14 protein-coding genes are annotated in these 17,181 nt (G+C 60.7%); 3 read left to right on the forward strand and 11 right to left on the reverse strand.

The features are described from left to right. Position 1: 1 nt before the first annotated feature. The 11 genes from PH605_RS19345 to PH605_RS19395 form a co-directional block, all read right to left on the reverse strand. Positions 2-1,786 (reverse strand): gamma-glutamyltransferase family protein, encoded by a 1,785-nt coding sequence (locus PH605_RS19345; protein ID WP_142845739.1) that lies wholly within the window; start codon positions 1,784-1,786, stop codon positions 2-4. 22 nt (positions 1,787-1,808) lie between these two features. After that, positions 1,809-2,681 carry an ABC transporter permease gene (locus PH605_RS19350; RefSeq protein ID WP_161987952.1) on the reverse strand — a complete coding sequence of 291 codons (873 nt, stop codon included), beginning with the start codon at positions 2,679-2,681 and terminating at the stop codon, positions 1,809-1,811. A 12-nt stretch (positions 2,682-2,693) separates the two neighbouring features. Continuing rightward, entirely contained in the window at positions 2,694-3,641 is a 948-nt protein-coding gene (locus tag PH605_RS19355; protein ID WP_020810606.1) for an ABC transporter permease, read from the reverse strand. A 68-nt stretch (positions 3,642-3,709) separates the two neighbouring features. Continuing rightward, on the reverse strand, positions 3,710-5,218 hold the full coding sequence (locus PH605_RS19360) for an ABC transporter substrate-binding protein (RefSeq protein ID WP_142845738.1): 1,509 nt from the start codon (positions 5,216-5,218) through the stop codon (positions 3,710-3,712). Positions 5,219-5,292: 74 nt separating this feature from the next. After that, the gene (locus tag PH605_RS19365) at positions 5,293-6,066 is read right to left on the reverse strand and encodes a FadR/GntR family transcriptional regulator (RefSeq protein WP_065657709.1); all 774 of its coding nucleotides are present in this window, start codon (positions 6,064-6,066) and stop codon (positions 5,293-5,295) included. Positions 6,067-6,226: 160 nt separating this feature from the next. Continuing rightward, on the reverse strand, positions 6,227-7,093 hold the full coding sequence (locus tag PH605_RS19370) for an aldose 1-epimerase (RefSeq protein ID WP_142845737.1): 867 nt from the start codon (positions 7,091-7,093) through the stop codon (positions 6,227-6,229). After that, positions 7,080-8,267, reverse strand: a complete 1,188-nt coding sequence (locus tag PH605_RS19375; RefSeq protein WP_142845736.1) for a galactarate dehydratase — start codon at positions 8,265-8,267, stop codon at positions 7,080-7,082. The genes PH605_RS19370 and PH605_RS19375 overlap by 14 nt, the downstream gene beginning before the upstream one ends. A gap of 45 nt (positions 8,268-8,312) precedes the next feature. Beyond that, entirely contained in the window at positions 8,313-10,037 is a 1,725-nt protein-coding gene (locus tag PH605_RS19380; RefSeq protein ID WP_161987951.1) for an ABC transporter ATP-binding protein, read from the reverse strand. 8 nt (positions 10,038-10,045) lie between these two features. After that, on the reverse strand, positions 10,046-11,170 hold the full coding sequence (locus tag PH605_RS19385; RefSeq protein ID WP_003521679.1) for an ABC transporter permease: 1,125 nt from the start codon (positions 11,168-11,170) through the stop codon (positions 10,046-10,048). Positions 11,171-11,179: 9 nt separating this feature from the next. Then, positions 11,180-12,166 (reverse strand): ABC transporter permease, encoded by a 987-nt coding sequence (locus PH605_RS19390; protein WP_003521681.1) that lies wholly within the window; start codon positions 12,164-12,166, stop codon positions 11,180-11,182. Between the two features lie 120 nt (positions 12,167-12,286). Next, the gene (locus PH605_RS19395) at positions 12,287-14,236 is read right to left on the reverse strand and encodes an ABC transporter substrate-binding protein (RefSeq protein WP_142845735.1); all 1,950 of its coding nucleotides are present in this window, start codon (positions 14,234-14,236) and stop codon (positions 12,287-12,289) included. A gap of 301 nt (positions 14,237-14,537) precedes the next feature. Here PH605_RS19395 and PH605_RS19400 point away from each other — a divergent pair, with 301 nt between their 5' ends. From PH605_RS19400 to PH605_RS19410, 3 genes are read left to right on the forward strand one after another with little or no spacing between them, the layout of a single operon-like run. After that, positions 14,538-15,257, forward strand: coding sequence for a FadR/GntR family transcriptional regulator (locus tag PH605_RS19400; RefSeq protein ID WP_003521683.1), 720 nt, complete (start codon positions 14,538-14,540; stop codon positions 15,255-15,257). A 58-nt stretch (positions 15,258-15,315) separates the two neighbouring features. Next, positions 15,316-16,197: an SMP-30/gluconolactonase/LRE family protein gene (locus PH605_RS19405; protein WP_125146227.1), complete on the forward strand. Its 882-nt coding sequence runs from the start codon at positions 15,316-15,318 to the stop codon at positions 16,195-16,197. 31 nt (positions 16,198-16,228) lie between these two features. Continuing rightward, positions 16,229-17,125, forward strand: coding sequence for a dihydrodipicolinate synthase family protein (locus tag PH605_RS19410; protein WP_142845734.1), 897 nt, complete (start codon positions 16,229-16,231; stop codon positions 17,123-17,125). The last annotated feature ends 56 nt before the right edge of the window (positions 17,126-17,181 follow it).

Genomic DNA, 17,181 nt, shown 5'->3' on the forward strand with positions numbered 1-17,181 from the left:
GTCACCGCCCTACCGCATAGGCCTGCATCAGCCGCGGTGTTGCGGCGGCGCGCAGTAGGCCGTCCGCATCGCGACGCGCGGCGGTGAGCCGCCCGACCGACCATGCATCGGCAACCGTGACGCGGTGCCCGCGGCGGCGAAGCTCCTGCAGGGTCGCTTCGCCCACCGTGCTCTCCACGGTGATTTCACCCGGCGAACTGGTGCGTGGATAAAACGAACCCGGAAAATGCGCGGTGTGGAACAGCGGCATATCGATGGCGGCCTGCAGGTTCTTGCCGTGATGGGCATATCGCAGGAAGAAGGGCAGCTGCCACTGGTCCTGCTGATCGCCGCCCGGCGTGCCGAACACCATGGAGGGACGCCCCTGATGAAGCGCAAGCGAAGGCGTCAGCGTGGTGCGCGGGCGTTTGCCCGGTGCAAGTGAGGTCGGCAGGCCTTCCTTCAGCCAGAACATCTGGGCGCGGGAATTGAGCGCAAAACCAAGGCCGGGCACGATGGGCGACGATTGCAGCCAGCCGCCCGACGGCGTGGTGGAGACCATGTTGCCCCAGCGGTCGATGACATCGATATGCACCGTATCGCCGCGCTTCTCCGTCAGATGCGACATGGTCGGCTCGTAGACCGTGCCGGTGCCGCTCATCTCGGCCAGCATGGCCATGGTGGCGTCCACCTGCTTTTCGTAACCCGGCACGGTGCCGGGGCGCAGTTCCAGCGAGGCCTCGCCGCTTATCAGCGCGCGGCGTCCGGCATTGTAGCTTTCCGACAGGAGATATTCCGTCGGGATCTGCCCGAATTCCGGATCGCCGTAATAGACCTCGCGGTCGGCATAAGCGAGCTTCATGGCTTCGACGATGGTGTGGATGAAATCGGGACCGGAGGGGTCCATGGCCGCAATGTCGAAGCCTTTCAGAAGCGCAAGCGATTGCAGCAGAACCGGACCCTGCCCCCAGGCGGGCGTCTTGGCAATCGTCCAGTCGTGATAGTCGAGCGTCTGCGGCGCTTCGACGGTCGCGCTCCACCCGGCCATATCCTGCGCCGTCAGCACGCCCTTGTGCCGTGCGCCGCTGGCATCCATGACTTCCACTGTCCTCACGTAACCGTCGATAGCTTCCGCTACGAAACCCCGATAAAAGGCATCGCGTGCCGCCTCGATCTGGTTTTCGCGGCCGGAACGCGCTTCGGCTTCGGTAACGATCCGCTGATAGGTCGCGGCCAGAACCGGATTGCGGAAATTGGCGTGAGGCTCGGGTGCCGCGCCACCCGGCAGCCACGTCTCATGGGATGTCGGCCATTCCTTCTCGAAGAAATCGGCCAGACCCTTGATGGTGGCGGAGACGCGCGGCAATGTCGGATGCCCGTGCTCGGCATAGTAGATGGCGGGTTCCAGCACGTCGCGCACGCTCATCGTGCCATAGTCGCGCAGCATCAGCATCCAGCCGTCGAAAGCGCCGGGAATGACGGTGGCGAGCAGCCCGTCGCCGGGGATCAGCTTCAGCCCTTCCGACGTGTAATGTTCAATCGTCGCACCGCTCGGGGCCGGGCCCTGTGCGCAGATGACTTCCACCTTGTCCTTCTGCTTCGAATAAAACACGGCGGGCATATCTCCGCCCGGACCGCACAGATGCGGCTCGACGATCTGGAGGACGAAACCGGTGGCGACGGCCGCGTCGAAAGCATTGCCGCCTTTTTCGAGGATCGCCATGCCGACGGCCGATGCGATCCAGTGCGTTGAGGTGACGACGCCGAAGGTGCCAAGGATTTCAGGGCGTGTGGTGAATTCATTCATTCGGATATTTCCTTGTAAAAGATCATGCTTCGCGCGGATCGAGCGCGTCGCGCAGGCCGTCGCCCAGAAGATTGAAGCCGATGACGACGAGGAAGATGGCGATGCCGGGCCACATCGTCATCCACGGCGCCTGGCTGAGGAAATTCTTCGCGGTATTCAGCATCGAACCCCAGGAGGGCGCAGGCGCCTGCTGGCCGAGGCCGAGGAAAGAAAGGCTCGCCTCCGCGATGATGGCGGTCGCCACCGTCAGGGTCGCCTGCACGATGATGGGGGCGAAGACATTCGGCAGGATGTAACGCGTCATGATGTCGATTTGGTTGAGGCCGATGGACCTGGCGCCTTCGACATAATCTTCGGTCTTGACCGCCAGCACCTGCCCACGCGTCAGCCGCACGAAAATCGGCATAGCGGAAAGGCCGATGGCGATCATCGCATTGGTGAGGCTCGGGCCGAGGAAGGCGGCAAGCGCAATCGCCATGATGAGAAACGGCATGGCCAGCAGCGCTTCGGTGATGCGGGATATGACCATATCCACCCAGCCGCCGAAATAGCCTGAAATCAGGCCAAAGGGCACGCCGATGACCACGGCGATCATCACCGAGACCACGCCCGCCATCAGCGAGGCGCGCGCGCCATAGATCATGCGTGAAAGGATGTCTCGGCCGAGATCGTCGGTGCCGAGCCAATGGGCGGCCGAGGGCGCCTTGCGGATGGCCGACCAGCTGGTCGCCACCGGATCGGCAATCGGCAGGATCGGCGCGGCGATGGCAAGGACTGCGAAAAACAGCACGATAACCATGCCGACAAGCGCCGATTTGTTGCGCTTCATCTTCTTCCAGGCGCGGCTTTCCTGCCGCGTTACCGCTACGGAGAGGTTTTGATCGAGAACGGTCATGATATCGGGGCCTCAGATCGTCGCCCTGAGGCGGGGGTTGAGCAGGACATAGGCAATGTCGGCCAGAAGGTTCATGAGGATGAAGCCGACGGCGGTGCAAAGAACGATGCCCTGCACGACGGCGTAATCACGGGTGAACACCGCATCGACCGTCATCTTGCCGAAGCCGGGAATGGTGAAAATCTGCTCCGTCAGAACCGCCCCGGCCAGCAATTCGCCGAAGAGCAGCGCCAGCAATGTGATGACTGGCAGAAGCGCGTTGCGGAAACTATGCGACAGGATGATCTCGCGCGGAGAAAGACCCTTGGCGCGGGCGGTGCGGATGTAGTCGGAACTGAGCACCGCCACCATCGCCGAACGTGTATGGCGCATCAGCGTCGCCGCAAGCGCATTGCCCAGCACGAAGGCCGGCATGATCATGGTTTCGATGGAGCGGACGGGATCGACAAAGATCGATTCATAACCGGATGCCGGCAACCAGCCGAGTTTGACCGAAACCAGCAGGATCAGCATGATGCCGAGCCAGAAGTTCGGGATGGAGAGGCCGGAAAGCGCCACAATATTGGCCGTGTAGTCGATCCATGTGTTCTTCTTGACGGCGGCCAGAATGCCGATGGGAATGCCGATGACCATGGCAAAGAACATCGCCATAACCGCCAGTTGAATGGTGACCGGCAGCTTCTGGCCGATAAGCTCCAGCACCGGCTGGTTGGTGCGCAGCGAAATACCGAAATCGCCCGTCACCACGCCGCCCAGCCAGTTGACATATTGCAGCGGCACAGGGTCGTTCAGGCGATATTTCTCCCGCAGGAATTCAATCGTCGCCGGATCGCGCTCCTCGCCAGCCATGGCAAGGACCGGATCGCCCGGCAGCAGTTTCTGCAGCGAGAAGACGAAGATGGAGATGATCAGAAGCGTCGGGATCGCGACCAGCAGTCGCTTGCCGATATAAACAGGCATGGCATGGCCCTCGTTCGTGCCAATTCGTGAGGGCCGCACGGCAAGGCCGTGCGGCACATGCGAAGCGTTCAGTCCTTGGAGACGCCGAGAAGGCGGATCATGCCATCCGGCGACGGCGCCCAGCCCTTGACCTTGTTGGAAATGGCATAGGCATAGGGCTGGTGACCGAGATAGATGATCGGCATGTCATCGTTGAGGATGACGCTTGCGGCATCGTATTTTTCCTTGCGCACCGCATCCTCGGTCGAGGCGCGGGCCTCGTTCAGCAGCTTGTCGACCTCGGAATTGCAATATTTCACATCGTTGATGCCGCCCTTGCAGGTGACGAACTGATGCAGATTGCCATCCGGATCGATACGTCCCGACCAGTCGGAACGGCTGAGCTGGTAGTTGCCGGCCGTCTGTTCGGACAGAAGAGTCGCGAATTCCGTGGCCTTCAGGGTGACGTTGAAGCCGGCCTCGGCCACCATCGACTGGATGACCTGCATCATCTGCGTCTGCGTTGTGTTGTTGGCGTGCTGAAGCTCGATGTCAAGCTTTTCGTAACCCGCCTCCTTCATCAGCGCTTTGGCCTTGTCGATATCGCGCGCCGGCACCGGCAGATTCTGGTTGAACCACGGGCTTGTGGGCGGGAAGGCCTGATTGCCTGCCTTTGATGTGCCCTCAAAGACGATCTGGCCAATCGCTTCCCGGTCTATCGCATAAGAAAAGGCCTGACGCAGGCGCTTGTCCTTGCCGAGCGGATTATCCGCACGCGAACCATTGTTGATATTGACATACATGGCCATGTAGCCCGGTCCGATGACATCCGCATAGGTCAGATTGGCGTCGTTCTTGACGGACTCGGCATCGGAGGCCGAGATGCGCTCGGCGATATCGAGGTCTCCGGAGCGAAGATTGGCAAGCTTCACGGTCGTATCGGGGATCGGCAGATAAACGACCCTGTCGACCAGAATTTTGTCCTTGTCCCAATAATCGGCGAATTTCTCGAGCACGATACGGTCTTGCTGGATGCGCTCGACGAATTTGAACGGTCCCGCGCAGACCGGCTTCGAACCGAAATTCGCGCCCAGTTCCTTGGCCGCCTTCGGCGCGACGATCATGCCGGCGCGGTCGGAAAGCTGCGCCAGCAGCGTGACGTCAGGCGTCTTCAGGGTGAATTTGACGTCCAGAGGCCCGGTGGCCTCGACCTTTTCGACCGAGGAAAGCTCGCTCTTGCGGCGGGATTCCGGCAGGGTCATGTTGCGCTCGATGGTGGCGACCACAGCCGCCGCATCCAGTGTCTCGCCGTCGTGGAATTTCACGCCGTCGCGGATCTTCATCGTCAGCACCTTGCCGCCCTCGGACCAGGCCCATTCGGTGGCAAGCTGGGGAACGATCTTCATGTCCTGCGAGATGTCGACGAGCTTGTCGCACATGGCGGTATAAACGATACGACCGACGAAGGTGCGCGATTGCGCGGGGTCGAGAACGTCGGCGTCATCGTTAAGGCCGATGCGCAATTCGGACGAAATAGCCGGCGTGGACAGGAATGCACCGGCCAATAAGGCGGCGGTCAATATCTTGATTTTCTTCATGTTCTATCCTCTGGTCTGGTTATCTTTGTTTTTCATTGGCCGGCCCTGAAAGGCCGGCAGCTCTGCCCTGCTGCCTATGAGGCCGGCGTGAGCGGATTATCGGCATCGCCCGTGCTGCGGGCGGCAATGTCTTCTCCGGTTTTCTCCTCCAGAAAGCCGAGCGAGGTGGCGCGGATCAGCCTTTCCTGATGCATGAGAAGGTGCTGGCGCATCGCTTCGCCGGCTCTTGCGGGGTCGCGATCGGCGATGGCATCGACGATCGCTATGTGCTGCTCGAAGGAAGCCTTGCCGTTCGTGCCGCTGCGGCGCGCCAGTTCCCGTATCGATTGCCATGCATCGTCCTGGCGAATGCGGTTGACGACATCGAAGATGGACAGGAACAATTTGTTGCCGGCGCTCTGGGCGATCTGGCGGTGAAGCGAACCATCCCACAACTCCTTGGCGTCGGCATCCGTGCTCTGGCCGGTCTTCTGGACGAGGGCGCGCATGCGTTCCACCTCGGCGGGTTTGGCGCGCATGGCCGCAAGCTGCGCCAGCTGCGGCTCGATGCGCAGGCGCACTTCCATAATTTCCATGATATCCGTGCCGGCGACCAGTTCCGTCACTTGGGCGGACCAATCGTCCGGCTTTTCACCCACAAAGGTTCCCGCCCCCTGCCGTCGCCAGATCAGACCTTCGGCTTCCAGAACCTCAAGAGCACGACGGACCGCACGCCGGCCGACATTGAAGGTTTCCGCGAAGGCCCGCTCCGTCGGCAGGCGACGGTCTTTCGCAAGATCCTGCGTTTGAATGTACTCCCGCAACTTCGCCAGCGCGTAGTTGGAGTTATCGTTGGGGTTCACCGTCAAGTCGCACCATTTACTGAACCAATCCTATATTGGTTCATTTGGTGAGAAATTTTTGCCGTCGTCAAGCTTATTTTTGAGCGGCAATAATTGGCGCTCAAAATATGGGCATACGGCTTTTTTTGAAGGTGAAGGGTGGGCGTCATAGACGCACCCGCCCCTCCTAAAGATCGATGGAGAGCCTGATGCGCCCCGACAGGCGCTCGCCGGGGGCAACCGTCGCGAGACCCGGCCCTTCCCGTTGTAACTGCGGCAAACCAAGCGCTCCGGCGGCCATGGAAACGGGCTCAAGACAGAGATAGCGCTCCATGCGGTGCACGGCGAGATGGCCGAAAACGGTATCGGCTTCGAGCCGTAGTGAAAACCTGTCGAAGTCTACCTGTGCGCTTGACCAATCGGTGAAATGCAATGTGTATCCCGTTGCGGCGGGAATGGCGGGTTTCGGGCGAGGTGCCGGCGGCTGGCCGGTTGGCACGTTCTGCGCGTCCAGAGGATATTGCAGTTTGGCGTCCGTCCGCGCGTCGCAACCGAGCCCGGCGGCAAAATAGGGATGCCAGCCCAGCGACATCGGCGCTGGCCCATTCGCGAAATTGGTTATCGACAGTTCGACGGTAAGGCTGGCATCTTCCAGCAGAAAAGACTGCTCGGCGCGGAAGGAAAAAGGCCACTCTCCGTCAGCCTCGTAGTCCAAGACCAGTGAGACCCAATCCGAAGACAGATATGAAATCTCCCACGGCCGCCGATGAGCCGGGCCATGCATGGCGTCAGGCGCAAGCGCCGGATGCGGCAGCAGGTCATGGCGGACACCTGCGTGGACGAAGGACCCGCCATAGAGCCGGTTGTGATAGGGAAACAGCGGATATGCGCCAGCCCTCGGCCAATTGAACGGCTCGAACTCCTGCTCCGTTGTCGGCACCAGAATATCGCCGTAGTCGAAGTGCCGCAGATGGGTTATTCTGCCACCCCAGGCGGGGCGCAGGCAGGCAGAGAGCCGCCCGCAGGCAATCGCAACGGTTTCAGGCGAAGGCATAGGAGCCGTCAGGCCGTTTCGGCACCCGTCTTTGCCAATGAACATAGCCATCTTCCTGCATGGCTTTTTCATCCATCTCGACACCCCAGCCGGGGCGGTCCGGCCTCAGTTCCAGATATCCGTCCTTCGGCAGATAGGGGTCGACGACATAGCGGGTTTCATCCTCGCGTTTTTCAAGATCGGTGCCGCCATAGACGTAGCATTGCCCTTTCGGCAGCCGGTATTCGAGAATGCGGAAATTCTGCTGGGCGGCGGAGAAGTGCACATTGACGGCGGTGGCGAGCGGTCCCATCGGGTTATGCGGCGCGATGCTGACGAAATGCGCTTCCGCCAGCGTGGCGATGCGGCGCATCTCCGAAATGCCGCCGACGACGCAGATGTCGGGCTGGATGATATCCGCACCCTTTACTTGAAGAAGGCGAAGGAACTCATTGCGATTATAGAGACTTTCACCGGTTGCCAGCGTGCAGTTCAGCCCCTGTTTCAGGTCTCCCCACATCTCGATATTTTCCGGACGCAAAGGCTCTTCGAAGAACAGCGGATCGTAAGGGGCAAGCGCGTTGCCAAGCTGGCGGGCGGCCGCTGGCTCGAAAATCTTGGCATGGGCGTCGAAAGCGATGTCGTAGTCGGGTCGCACCGTTTCGCGAAGCGAGCGGAAATATTCGGCGGAACTGCGCACCACCTCCCCCCAGCGATGGGCGTGAATATCGACGCGCCATGGGCTGAGCTTGAAGGCTGTGAAGCCCCAGTCCTCGTTGAGACGGTCGAATTCCTCCTTTGCCGCCGGCGCATCCGGGGCCGTATAGACACCGGCATAGACCTTGATACGGTCGCGTACTTCGCCGCCCAGCAGCTTGTAGACGGGCACACCCGCCGCCTTGGCTGCGAGATCCCAGAGGCAATGATCGAGCGCCGAGATTGCCGACAGACCGAGCGCGCCGGGCGGAAAGCGGTTCTGCTGGAGCAGGAGATTATAGAGATACTCCACCCGTGTCGGGTCTTGCCCGGCAAGGAAGCTGTAGAGGTAGTCCAGCATCGGTGGTAAGGCGAGATCGGGGCCATGATTGTAACATTCACCCCAGCCGGTCAAACCGTCATCGGTATCGAGAGCGACGATGACGCGGGGCCGGTCCTTGTCGCGGGTGACGAATACCCGCATGCGATCGATTTTCATGCTTTTAGTCTTCCTCGTGAATGACAGCGTGCAACAGACCCGGCACTATCGGGCCACGGCCCCGTTCTTGACTTCTGATGGTTCGACGTAGCGGAATCTGCGGGTACGATCCCGGTCCCGCGGGTCCGGGCGTGGAATGGCGGAAAGAAGCGCCTGCGTGTAGGGATGATCCGGCGCATTGCAGACCTTTTCGGCGTCTCCCACTTCCACCAGCTTGCCGCGATACATCACCCCGACGCGGTCGCACATATAGCGGATGACGCCGATGTCGTGGCTGATGAAGATATAAGCGAGCCCCAGCTCATCCTGCAGCCGCATCAGAAGATCCAGCACCTGGAACCGCACCGAAACATCGAGCGCCGAGGTCGCCTCATCCGCCACGATGATGCGCGGCTTCAGGGTGATGGCGCGGGCGATGCCGATGCGCTGGCGCTGGCCGCCGGAAAAGGCGTGCGGGTAACGTTCACGCCCGGCCGGATCGAGACCCACCTGCTCCATCAGGGCGCAGACGCGTTCATCGAGTTCCCTGCCCCTGGCAATGCCGTTAACCAGCAACGGCTCGCCGATGACCTGCGCCACCGTCATGCGGGGATTGAGCGAGCCGAACGGGTCCTGAAACACCATGCGTAATTCGCGCCGCGCGGCTTTCAGCTCCGCACCCTCGATTTTCGCCAAATCGACCACCGTACCATCCGCACGGCGATAGAGCATTTCGCCGCCGGTCGGGTCGTAGAGACGCATGATGGAGCGGCCCATCGTGGTCTTGCCGGAGCCGCTTTCGCCGACGATGCCGAGCGTTTCGCCGGGAAGCAGCCGGATCGATACGCCGTCCAGCGCCTTCATCTCGCCGAAATGCATGGAGAGGTCGTTGACCTCGAGGATGGGCGCGGCCGCAAGATCGAGCGGCGGGCGGGCCAGGCGGATTTCCGCCTTCTGCTCCAGTTTCAGCACCGAGCCGATCAGCATGCGGGTATAGGGATCTTTCGGATTGTGGAATATCTCGTCGACCGTGCCATATTCCCTGGCGACGCCGTGATGCATGACCAGCACGTCATCGGCAATCTGCGCCACCACGCCCATGTCATGAGTGATGAACAGCACCGCCATGCCGTGCGCCTTTTGCAGCCGCGATATCAGGTCGAGGATTTCGGCCTGTGTGGTGACATCGAGCGCCGTCGTCGGTTCGTCGGCGATCAAAAGCTGCGGTTTGCAGGCCAGCGCCATGGCGATCATCGCGCGCTGGCGCATGCCGCCCGAATATTGGAAGGCGTAACGATCCAGCGCCTTTTCGGGATTGGGGATTTCCACCTGCCGCAACAGTTCGATGGCCTCGGCCCGCGCCTCAGCCTTGCTCATTTTCAGATGCAGGCGCAGGACTTCGGTGATCTGGTCACCCACGGTATGCACGGGTGAAAGCGACGACATCGGCTCCTGAAAGATCATCGCGATATCGGCGCCGCGCACCGAGCGGATGGCCCGGCTGCGCGGATCGAGCTTTGCCAGATCGAGAGACGTGCCGTCGGCGCGGTTGAGGATGATCGAGCCGGACGCAATGCGGCCGGGGCTGTCGATGATCTGCAGGATCGAACGGGCGGTAACGGATTTGCCGGAGCCGCTTTCACCGACGACGCAGAGCGTCTTGCCGGGATCGATGGAGAAAGACAGGTCGTTGACGGCCCGGAAAACGCCGTTTCTGACCGGAAATTCGGTCACCAGATTACGGACTTCAAGCAGCGGCTTGGCTGGCTTCATGGAGAGAATGTCGCTCATCCGGGGCCTCACTTATTATAGGGGTCGGCTGCGTCGCGCAGGCCGTCGCCGAGCAGATTGAGCGCCATGACGGCAATGACGACCGCCACACCGGGCAGGAACAGCCAGGGTGCAGTCGCAATCGAGCGGATGTTCTGCGCCTCGCGAAGCAGCACGCCCCAGGAAATGGTGGGCGGCTGGAGTCCGAGACCAAGGAAGGACAGCGATGTTTCCGCAAGGATCATCGCCGGCACCGCAAGGGTGACAGAAGCGATGATATGGCTCGAAAAACTGGGCAGCATATGGCGGAAGATGATGCGCCCTTCCGGCACGCCATCCAGCCTGGCCGCAGCCACGAATTCTTCGGTCCTGAGCGACAGGAACCGGCCGCGAACGACGCGGGCAAGCTGCGCCCAGCCGGTCAGCGACAGGATGATGGTGATCATCATATATTGCAGCGTGGCAGGCCAGCCCTGCGGCAGAGCGGCGGCCAGCGCCAGCCAGATGGGAATGGTGGGCAGCGACAGCACGAAGTCGATCACGCGCTGCATGACGAAATCGATGCGGCCGCCGTAATATCCCGAAATGCCTCCGAGAACGACGCCAAGCAGCAGTGAGAAGAACACGCCGACAAGACCGATGGACAGGGAGACCTGCGCCCCCTGCACCACGCGGCTGAAGACATCTCGGCCGAGACGATCCGCACCGAAGAGGAAGAGCGGGCGCGTTTTATCGGTGGAGGCCAACAGATGTATATCCGTGGTGAACAGGCCAAATACGGAATATTCGTAACCGCGACCGAAAAGCTGGACCGGAATTTTCTTCGCCGTATCTTCAACGAAGACCGCCGCCAGCGTTTCAGGATTGCGGGTCAGCTTCAGCGGATAATAATGCAGCCCGAGCGAGAAACCCTCGGTGGTATCGATGAAATGGACGCGCTGCGGCGGATGGAAGGTCGCCCGCGCATTCTGCAACACCGGATCGTTGATGGCGAAAAAGCCGGGCACCAGCGCGACGATATACATGGCGACGGTGATGAACAGGGCTGCCATCGCCAGCTTGTGGCGCTTGAAGGCCCACCAGATGAGCTGCCACTGCGAGGCGACGGCGGCGCGGTCCTGCCGGGCATTGGTGGTCATGGTGATATCGCTCATGGCGCCCTCCTATTCGAGCCGGATGCGCGGATCGACCAGCGCAAGCAGGATGTCGCTGATAAGCGATCCGATCAGCGTCAGCGCGCAGATCAGCAGCACGAAAGCGCCGGCGAGATACATGTCCTGCGCCATCAGCGACTGCAAAAGCAGCGGCGCGGCCGTTGGCAGGTTGAGCACGATGGCGACAACCACGGAGCCCGAAATGAGATTGGGCAACAGCCATGCAATGGTGGAGATGAACGGATTGAGCGCAATTCTGAGCGGATATTTCGTCAGCAGCTTGAACTCCGACAAGCCTTTTGCCCGCGCGGTGGTGACATAGGGCTTGGGCAACTCATCCAGCATATTGGCGCGCATGACGCGGATGAGGCTTGCGGTGGAAGACACCGCGAGAATGGCGACCGGCAGCCAGATATGGGCCATGAGGTCCATCATCTTGGCGATGCTCCATGAGGCGGTCTCGTATTCGGCTGAAAACAGCCCGCCGACATCGGCCCCGAACTCCACCGCCGCGACATACATCAGCACCAGCGCCAGCAGGAACGAGGGTATGGAAAGGCCGAAGAAGGAAAAGGCGGTGAAAAGATAATCGCCAATCGAATATTTGCGCACGGCGGAGAAGACGCCGATGGGAAGCGCGATGGCCCAGGTTGCAAGAAGGCTTGCGATGGCCAGAACCAGCGTCAGCGCCATGCGCTCCCAGATGAGGCCTGAAACCGGCTGCTGCCATTCGAACGAAATGCCGAAATCGCCGCGGCTGACGATGCCCCATATCCATTTCAGATATTGCACGATCATCGGGTCATCGAGACCGAAACGTTCGCGCAGCTGCGCCGCCGTATTGTGGTCGATGACCTCGTTCGAGGCGGCCAGTGTGGCGATATAGGTCGTCACATAGTCGCCGGGAGGCAGCTGGATCAGGACAAAGGCAAGGAAACTGACGGCAAACAGGGACGGTATCATCCACAGCAGGCGTTTTACGATAAAAAGCAGCATGTCGTTCTCGCAATCACATTGTGCCGCACGCGCCGCCCTCCACTAAGGAGGCGGCTGTGGGTGGTCGAAACAACCTGAGAGGCGTCGCCGCGTTGCGGCAGCGACGCCCATGTGGCGATATCAGCTTGTGAAGGTGAACTGTTGCGGCAGCGCCGGGCCGGGATTGGGCCACGACCAGCTGTCGGGTTCGGTCTCGGGCACGTTGCGCAGATTGTTGCGGATGATGCCGAAACCGCCCACCGCAAGGCAGAGGCCGATTGTCTCGAACTCTTCCGCCGCAATGTCGAAAATCTGCTTCATCTTCTCGCCGCGCTTGGCAAGGTCGGCCGTCGAGCGCGCCTCATCGAACAGCTTGAAGCGCTGCTTCTGGCTTTCCGGCGGCTCTTCGCCCTTCTGGCCATTCGACGTGTACCAGAGCGCCCACGGAATAGCGTAACGCGACCCCTGCGGATGGAAGGCGAAGAAATCGCGCGGATCGAGCATCGGATCGAGACCGCCGGGACCGGGCCAGACGGCGGCATCATGGGCGTTGTCATCGCCGCGCGTGTAATAGAGCGCGCGTTCGATGGTGTTGACCTTGATGTCGACGCCGATCTGCGCCCATTGCGCCTTCACCAGTTCCAGCGCATCGACCAGATCGGGATAGAGCGTCGGGATGACGTCAATCGAGAAGAAGACGGGCTGGCCGTCAGGCCGCAACCGCATGCCGTTGCCGTTCTTCTTGTCGTAACCGGCTTTGTCGAGAAGCTCGTTCGCCTTGTCCGCATCGTATTCGGTGAATTGCCGCGCCAGCTTTTCATTGTACCAGGGATGTGTCGGGCGCGGCCCGGCCTGATAACCCTCGCTCTGACCGAAATAGACGATGTCGATGATTTCCTGCCGGTTGAGCGCGATGGACAATGCCTGACGGAACGACTTGTCGGCGAACATCTTGCGCATTGCCGGGTCTTTGTGGGTGATGTTCAGGTAGATCTGGCACTGCTGCGCAGCAGACGGCACCAAAGTCAGCAGGCGGTAGTCACCTTTTTTCATGTTCTGCGACAGGGTCGGCTTGTTGGCGAGAACGCTGATATGGCGCTCCTGAATGTCGATCTTGCCGGAAATGACGTTCAGCATCAGCGATTCGACATCCTGCGAAATGCCGAAATTGATTTCGTCGATATAGGGCAACTGGTTGCCTTCGGTATCGACCTGCCAGAAGTAAGGGTTGCGGGTCATAACCACGCGTGTCGCACCGCCGGAATAGGGTTCTTTCACCACCCATGGATCAAGCGTCGGCTTGTCGACATTCGACCAGCGGGACGGAATTTCGATATCGCCGCATTTGGCGCGGAACAGCTCGGTCCAGCTGGAGACACCCGCCGCCTTCACATCGGCATCGAGCGCCGTGTTGTATTTCGGCAGGAACTTGCTGCAATAGTGCTTGGGAAACAGTGTCGGATGCTGGCCGAGCGGCGTGGCGAGGTTTTCGAGATAAAGCGCATTCGGCGCGGCGAATTTGAACTTTACCGTAAAATCGTCGACTTTTTCGACATCGACCGCCTTGCCGGCCACGGAAAGCTGCGCCGGTGTGGCGCTGTAAAGCTCCTTGTTCTTGATGCAGTCCTCGATGGCGAACACCACGTCATCGGCGGTGAAGGGGTGGCCGTCCGACCATTTTGCGCCTTCCAGCAAATGGAAGGTGAATTGCGAGGCATCGTCGTTGACTTCCCATTTCACCGCAAGGTTCGGCAGAACCTCGGTGAAATCCATGTTCCAGCGGACAAGGCCCTGATTGCCGACCATGCGCAGGATGCCGTTATGGTCCGACGAACCGCGCAGGCCACGGCGCAATGTGCCGCCATAGGTGCCGATTTTCTCGTGCGGCGTCACCACCATCGGATTTTTCGGCAGACGTTCGGCCAAAGGCGGCAATTTGCCGTCCTTTACCAGCGCCTCCAGTTCCGGCGCCTGCTTGCCGGCGGCAGCCCGCGCCGAGGTCCCGATGACGGAAAGGGCGGCCACGCCGCCAACACCCGCCATAAAGGTTCGGCGCGTTACGCCCAGTGAAAATGCTTCGCCATCGCGCATCGACAATCCTCCCAAAAAATCACCGGCAGCGAAACGGCTTCCACCGAACCGCGACGGCCCTCCCGGCCAGCCAGCACGCCGATCCTCCATCGGCAGGGGCAGACCATATGAGCGTTTTCAGATGATTACAAGTATTGACAGATTTTTACATCTTTTTTATTTGTAGGCCGGTTTTCAGGATCAGGCTTGAAGAAAAAATCGACACGACAGCCCTCTCGCTCACAAAAACCCCGGTATTTCTGTTGCGATTGAAATGCAGGAAACCCATTAACTTCAGCGATTTGCAACGGAAGGGCTGCTGATGGACAATCACACTGCATCTGCCGCCGCTCGAGGCGAGACTCGGCTGAGCGACATCATCTACGAAAAAATCGTGGGCATGATTTCGGACGGGCGGTTTCCCGTGAACGAGCGGTTGCCATCGGAACAGAATCTGGCGTCGCTGTTTGGCGCGTCGCGGCCGGTTGTGCGGGAAGCGCTGGAGCGGCTTCGGAACGACGAGCTTATCGTTTCGCAAAAGGGATCCGGCTCCTATGTACGCCAGCAGCCGGATTCTTCCGTGTTGCAACAGGTGCCGGTCGGCTCGCTGGCCGACGTGCAGCGTTTTTTTGAGTTCAGGGCCGGATTGGAGGCTTCCGCGGCCGAGCTTGCGGCGCGCAACTGGCAGGCAGCGGACAGGGTGCGTATCGAGCAGGCGATAGCCGCGCTGGAACAGTGTCTCGAGCGCAACGATCTCGGCGCGGAGGAAGACTTCGCCCTGCACGAAGCCATCGCGAAGGCGAGCCATAACCAGTTCCACATCACGGTGCGGATCTGGTTCAAGCCCCATTTCGCCATCGGCCAGTCGGTGACACGCAGCCTCAGCCTCAAGCGGACGCCGCAGCATGTGCGCGAAGTCCAGAACGAGCACACGGCCATCGTGGAAGCGATTTTTGCGCGGCGTGAGCAGGCCGCGCATGACGCGATGAAAGACCACATATTGAAGGCGCGCGCCCGCATGTTTCAGGGCGTCGGCAGCTAGGCCGCACCCTGCAATGTCGAAAACAGAATCATAAAGGGCGGATGAGGGAGAGGAACCAGTGAGCCAGCCACACGTCATAGAACCGAAGCTCCGTTCCCTGATCGATACCCCGCTGAAGGTCGGCGAATCGCCTGCCTGGGACGAGCGAACCGGCGATCTGTGGTTCGTCGATATTCTCGCGCCTGCCATTTTTCGCCTGCATCCCGGTGGAAAACTCGACAGATACGACATGCCCGCCCAGGTGGGCTGTCTCGGCCTTTGCGACAATGGCTTGATCGTGGCGGGCCTCAAGACCGGTGTGCATCTTCTCGATCCCGCGAGCGGCAAGCTCGATCTTCTCTGCGACCCGGACGACGGGCGGCCCGACAGCCGCCTCAACGACGGAAAGGTCGGTCCGGACGGCCATTTCTGGGTGGGGACCCGCGACGAGGCCGCGATACAGACAGGCAATGCCCGCCTCTATCGCGTCGCCCCGGATGGCGGCATCGAATGCATCATCGATGGCGACATGTTCACATCGAACGGGCTTGCCTGGAGCCCGGACGGCAGGCGCATGTACCATTCCGACAGCAGCGGCCTCATGTATCAGGCGTTCGATTTCGATGTCGCGACCGGCAGGCTCGGCCCGGCCGAACGCCTGCACGATTTCGCGCCGGATGAAGGCAGGCCGGACGGTGCGGCGACCGATTGCGAAGGCTGTTACTGGAGCGCCGGCGTTCAGGCGGGACGTCTCAACCGTTTTTCACCGGACGGCGAATTGTTCGAGATTTACAGGCTGCCATTCAAGGGGCCGACCATGCCGTGTTTCGGCGGTCCCGACCTCAAGACGATATACCTCACAAGTCTCGTCACCGAGACGGACGGAATAACCACCGCAGGCACGGTTGTCGCATTCGATGCCCCGGTCGCCGGCACACCCGTTCACAAATTCTCCATCTGAAGATGACTTTTGATCTTAAGGAACCCAGTTGATGACGACATTCGATTTTCGCCAGGCCCTGCAGGGCATCTCCGGTGTTCCGGTAACGGCTTACGATGCAAGCGGCGAAGTGGAGACCGGTGTTACAGCCGAGGTTTACGCCCGCGTCGCGAAGGCAGGCATCCACAATATCGTTGCGGCAGGCAATACGGGCGAATTCTACGCCTTGACGCCCGCGGAAATTCTGAAGGTTTATGAGGCTGCGATAAAAGGCGTCAGCGGCAAAGCCCCGGTTACGGCGGCGATTGGCCGCTCGCAGCGCGAGGCGCTCTCCATGGCGCGTCAGGCAAAAGAAATGGGCGCATCCGCCGTCATGTCGCATCAGCCGGTCGACCCTTTTGCAGCCCCGCAATCGCAGATCGACTATTTTATCGGCCTTGCGGAGGGCAGCGAATTGCCGCTGGTCGCCTATGTCCGGGCGGACGGCTTTTCGGTCGATGACATGGTAAGGCTCGCCGGCCACCCGAATGTCGCCGGCATCAAGTTCGCGACGACCGACATCATGCTTCTGTCGCGCGCGATTGCCGCTTCCGATCCGAACGGCGCTCTATATGTCTGTGGACTGGCTGAAAGCTGGGCGCCTGCCTTCGCGGCGGTTGGTGCGCGCGGCTTTACATCCGGTCTCGTCAATGTCGCGCCGCAATTTTCGCTGCAGGTTCATGACGCTCTGACGGCCGGCAATTTCCCGGCCGCACGGAAGATCATCGAAAAGATCGAATTGTTCGAACGGCTGCGGACACGATATCGCAACGGCGCGAATGTGACCGTTGTGAAGGAAGCCATGGAAATTCTGGGGATGACGGTTGGCCCCGTGCGTGCGCCGGGACTTGCCCGTCTGGACAAAGAAGACCGCGCAACACTCGAAGGACTGCTTGCCAGCTGGCGTTGATGGACGCCTTACCGGCAAGCTGCACGTTTTCGCTTTTATCAGATCATATGCCGGCC

This window comes from Agrobacterium sp. CFBP 3001, assembly GCF_027871605.1.
In the GTDB taxonomy this organism is placed as follows: Bacteria; Pseudomonadota; Alphaproteobacteria; order Rhizobiales; family Rhizobiaceae; genus Agrobacterium; species Agrobacterium leguminum.